At 71.3% G+C, this 4692-nt stretch carries 5 protein-coding genes; 2 read left to right on the top strand and 3 right to left on the bottom strand.

All coding sequences use genetic code 11. The features are described from left to right. Window positions 1-38: 38 nt before the first annotated feature. From ACFU99_RS33635 to ACFU99_RS33625, 3 genes are all read right to left on the bottom strand, one after another. Window positions 39-728 (bottom strand): DUF5995 family protein, encoded by a 690-nt coding sequence (locus tag ACFU99_RS33635; RefSeq protein WP_384399316.1) that lies wholly within the window; start codon window positions 726-728, stop codon window positions 39-41. Between the two features lie 587 nt (window positions 729-1315). Continuing rightward, on the bottom strand, window positions 1316-1960 hold the full coding sequence (locus ACFU99_RS33630; protein ID WP_384399313.1) for a hypothetical protein: 645 nt from the start codon (window positions 1958-1960) through the stop codon (window positions 1316-1318). Between the two features lie 4 nt (window positions 1961-1964). After that, window positions 1965-2408, bottom strand: coding sequence for a hypothetical protein (locus tag ACFU99_RS33625; protein ID WP_384399310.1), 444 nt, complete (start codon window positions 2406-2408; stop codon window positions 1965-1967). Window positions 2409-2644: 236 nt separating this feature from the next. On the opposite strand from ACFU99_RS33625, the gene ACFU99_RS33620 reads away from it, so the two are divergent. Both ACFU99_RS33620 and ACFU99_RS33615 read left to right on the top strand, forming a co-directional pair. Continuing rightward, window positions 2645-4030 carry a uracil-xanthine permease family protein gene (locus tag ACFU99_RS33620; protein WP_384399307.1) on the top strand — a complete coding sequence of 462 codons (1386 nt, stop codon included), beginning with the start codon at window positions 2645-2647 and terminating at the stop codon, window positions 4028-4030. Window positions 4031-4202: 172 nt separating this feature from the next. Then, on the top strand, window positions 4203-4514 hold the full coding sequence (locus ACFU99_RS33615) for a hypothetical protein (protein ID WP_384399304.1): 312 nt from the start codon (window positions 4203-4205) through the stop codon (window positions 4512-4514). Window positions 4515-4692: the final 178 nt, after the last annotated feature.

Raw genomic sequence — 4692 nt, 5'->3', positions numbered from 1 at the left:
GGGGACGCGGCGGCGGCCCGCTTCCATGACACGCGCCCTCAGTTCAGCGGCGTCAGCAGGCAGCGGCCCACCAGGCCCACGCTCGCGTCGATCCGCTCCGCCAGCTCCTCGGCGACGTCGCCGAGCGCGCGTACGGCCCACAGCGCGCGGAACGCCGACCACGCCGCCTCCCGCGCCGCCTGGAGGCTCCACGACCCCACCAGATGCGTCAGCGGATCGGCGACGTCCAGCAGGTCGGGGCCGGGCATCAGCTCCTCGCGGATCAGCTCCTCCATCCCCACGAGGAGATCGCCGACCCGGTCGAAGTCGCCCTCCAGCGCGGCCGGTTCGACGCGCCGGGCCCGGCAGGTGTCGACGAGGGCGAGCGCGAGGTCGTGCCCGATGTGCGCGTTGATGCCGGCCAGCGCGAACTGGAGGGGCCGTACGGCCGGGTGGCGCCGCAGCTGGAACAGCGGCCGCCAGCAGGCGGGGGCCCGCCGCCCGGCCACGGCCGCGTCCACCGCCGCCAGATACCGCCCCGCGAACCTGGCGTCCAGCTCCGCGGCCGCGGCCCGGTCCCCGAAGTGCCCGGCCGTGATCCGCCGGGCGATCTCCTCGGTGACCGAGAGGTACACCCGGTTGAAGACGGCCACGCCGTCGCCCGGCGGCAGTTCGGCGTCCAGCGCCCGCATGCGCGCCAGCACGCCGTCGACATCGGTCAGGGCCCACTGCGACTGCGTCGTCGTCATGCGCTCAGCGTGACAGGGGCGCACCGCGCGCGCCGGGCGCCGGGCGGCGGATGACCGGAACGGATGAACCGCGCCGGGACGGCGTCCCCCGGGCCGTCCCGACCAGCCGTCCCGCCCGGCCGTCCTGCCGGCCGTGCGGCCACCGCTGCCCCCGGTGTCAGCGGTGGCCGGGGCGGGGCGCGGCGACGCCGCCGGCGGGGGCGGCCGACGGAAGCGCCGGCTCGGACCCGGCCGCCCACCGGGCCCGCACCGGCCGCGTGCCCATGCCGGCCGCACGCGGCCCCGCCGATCGCCCGCCCGTACGCGCTCCGGGCGGGGACCGGTTCCCTTCGGACGGGGTCCGGGCCCAAGGGGTATGACGCAGCGTCGGCCGCGAGTGACGCGAGCAACAGGGTGTGCGCGACCGGAGAGCGGGCACATTCCGTGCGCGGGGCACGGACCCGGCCCCTCCGGATGATGTCGACGGCCGGTATCTCCTTCAGCCTGGTGCGGAGCCCGTTGAGCGGCTGGGGACCGGCGGCCCCGGTCACCTCGCCAGTCGCATCGCCCGCCGACCGCGCGAACCGGATGCGCGCCCGGTCGATGGGTCACCAGTCGGTGAGGTCTACGAGATAGCGGCAGTGGGGGTCGTCCGTTGCGTCGGATGTCCGCCATTCCTTGCCGAGCAGGGAGGGCAGCGCCGCCAGGAGGGCGGTCAGCGCGCCGCCGGGTCGTACGTCGGCGGCGATCACGTCGGCGGCTTCGCCGTTGCCCATGTAGAGACGCAGTACGCCTCCTTCACGAAACAGAAACCCGCGCAGCTTTGGCGAGGGCTGCTGCATGGACGGACGGGTCAGGCATCGCAGGAGGGTCGCAGCCCAGTCGTCCGTGGTGAATGGGGCTTCTTCCACCTGTGCCGGGTCGACCAGGTACAGCTCCATCCCCATGACGGAAGTGACACTGCTCGCCGGGTAGATATGCGTCCCTGTGTGTACCGCACGGAGCAGGGCGACGACATCGTGTGCGGTGCGCAGTTCGTCGTCGGCCGTGAGGGGGATCTCGTAGACCGTCAGCCTGGCCGGGACGCACTCGTTCCTGTCGCCGAGCACGGCCCGCACCGCCGGGGCCCCTGATGGCGCGGGCAGCACCCCGCGTACGTGTTGGTCTTCCAGTAGCGGAGCGTAGACGAACTCCAGCAGGAGGCCGGCTACTTCCGCCTGAAGGTCTTCGATCTCGTGGTTCTCTTCGCTCACGAAGTTACTCATTCACCCAGTTTGGACACTTCTGCATGCCGTTGCAGTACACGGTGATCACGCCGATGACCTTTCCCTGTCCGGCGTTGTAGCGCCCGTCGGTCGTCTTGCGCGCATACCGTGCCTTGACCACGAGCTTGACGCGACCATGTGCCCGGTTCGAGGCCCATCCCCAGTACTGGATGTCGGCGCCGTCAATGCCATCGACATTGCCTTGGACGGGGATGTTCACGAGCGCGCACTTATGGATGTTGTGCTTGCCGGAGAAGTGGCTCCAGCCCAGTTCGCCGTTGCCCACGCGTGTGGGGATGTGCCGGCCGTCCGGGTCGGTCGCGTTGCACTTGACGCTCTTGTTCCAGTACGGACCCGCCTGAGCCGGGGCGGCGAAGCCGATGAGGAGCAACGTCGCTGCCGCGATGGGCGGCATGAGCGTGGTGATCTTCTTCATGTCATGGAATGTGACATGCGCAGAAATGGGAGGTGAGTCGTAGGGGTAGCTCTCCTTCTATCTGACTATTTGTCGTACTGGGAGCCCCGGCGCGCGGCCGGCCGCTCGGGCGTTGTCGTCACTGAGCGAATCCACTCGAATACCCCTTCCGGCTCGGTTTGTCCCCGTCGGAGTGATCAGCTATTAATCACTTCGGCTCTGTGGCGTGCAGGGCGGCACAGATGTGGAGCGTGAACATGGCGGGCTTCGGGTGGAAGCTGCACGGCGACGGCAAACACCTGGGACCCGACGAGGTGGTCAGGCCGGGCGAGCGGCTGACGTGGGGCAGGACGGTCGGGCTCGGGGCGCAGCACGTCGTGTCGATGATCGGCGCGTGCTTCGTCGCCCCCGTGCTCATGGGCCTGGACCCCGGCCTCGCGCTGATGGCCTCCGGCGTGGCGACGGTCCTGTTCCTCCTGATGACCCGTGGCCGCATCCCCAGCTACCTGGGCTCCTCGCTCTCCTTCGTCGGCGTCTCCGCGGTCATCGCGGGCCAGGGCGGCGACGCGGGCACCCTGACCGGCGCCATGCTCGTGGTCGGCGCCTGCCTGGCCGGGTGCGGCATCGCCGTGCACTTCCTGGGCGCGCGGGTCATCCACGCCGTGCTGCCCCCGGCGGTGACCGGCGCGGTCGTCATGCTGATCGGGTTCGGCCTGGCCCCCGTCGTCGCCGCCACGTACTGGCCCCAGGACCAGTGGACGGCGCTGGCCACCATGCTCTTCACCGGGCTGGCCCTGGTCGTGCTCCGCGGCTTCTGGGGCCGCGTCGCGATCTTCCTCGGGCTGGTCTTCGGCTACGTCCTCTCCTGGGTCCTGGACCGGGCGCTGGGGCAGATCCACTCGGCGGACGGCGCCGGCAAGGTCGTCGACCACTGGCGCATCGACTTCTCCGGCGTCGCCAAGGCCGACTGGATCGGCGTCCCCACCTTCCACGCCCCCAACTTCCACTGGTCGGCGATCCTGGTCGCGCTGCCCGTGCTGGTGGCGCTGATCGCGGAGAACGCCGGGCACGTCAAGGCCGTCGGCGAGATGACCGGCGACGATCTGGACGACAAGATGGGGACGGCCATCATCGCGGACGGCACGGCGACGATGCTCTCCACGGCGGTGGGCGGCCCGGCCACCACCACGTACGCGGAGAACATCGGCGTCATGGCGGCCACCCGCGTCTACTCGACCGCCGCCTACTCCGCCGCCGCCTGCTTCGCCCTCCTCTTCGGGCTGTGCCCCAAGTTCGGCGCGGTCGTCGCCGCGATCCCCGGCGGCGTGCTCGGCGGCATCACCGTGATCCTCTACGGCATGATCGGCCTGCTCGGCGCGCAGATCTGGGTGCGGAACAAGGTGGACTTCTCGCAGCCGCTCAACCTCGTGCCCGCGGCGGCGGGCCTCATCATCGGCATCGGCGGCGTCACCCTGAAGTTCACCGACAACTTCGAGCTCAGCGGCATCGCACTGGGCACCCTGATCGTCCTCACCGGATACCACGCGCTGCGCTGGCTCTCCCGCGCCGCCGCCCGCGAGCGGCCCTCCCTGCTGGACGGCGGGACCACCGAGTACGACCACGCGGCCGGCGAACGGAACTGAGCGAGCCTCCGCACTATGCCGGAAGCCCGGCCTCCGCACCCGCCGGGCTGCTGCAACCGGCTCAATCGCGGCCACCCCATCGAATGCACTGACGTCGAGCCGGGAACCGTGGGGCACCGCGGCGCGATAAGCGTTCGGTGTCACATTCTTCCTGCGCAACAGGAGACGCACCATGCTGAAGTTCATCGGCCGCGCCGCGGCCGCCACGATCCTGGCGGGGGCCGTTGCCGTCCCCATGGCCGGCGTGGCCCAGGCCCACAACGGCGATCACCACCACAACAACTGCTACTCCTACGGCAGCTACCACGACCTGCCCGCCCGCGGCTGGGGCAACAGCTGGAACAACGGCTGGGACAACGCCCTGTGGGGCCACAGCGGCCGCTGGGGCCACAGCGACGGCTGGGGCTGTGACGACTACCGCTGGGGCGGCGGTCATCACCACCACCACGGTGGCGGCGGCTACCCGGTCACCGGCTGGAACTGATGACGCCCGGCCGCTGACCGTCCGGCAGCCCGTGGGCCGTACCGCGCACTCCGCCAAGGGGAGCGGGGTACGGCCCACGCCGCGTTTCCCGGCCCCGTGCCCGTACGGCCCCGCACCCGTACGGACGTCCGACGGGCACCGGTCAGCGTCAGCCGCGCTCGACCGCCGCGGACGGCGC

This window comes from Streptomyces sp. NPDC057654 (assembly GCF_042800135.1).
Taxonomy (GTDB): Bacteria; Actinomycetota; Actinomycetes; order Streptomycetales; family Streptomycetaceae; genus Streptomyces.
The sequence above is the reverse complement of the archived record's forward strand: the minus strand, read 5'-3'. Positions and strand labels throughout refer to the sequence as shown.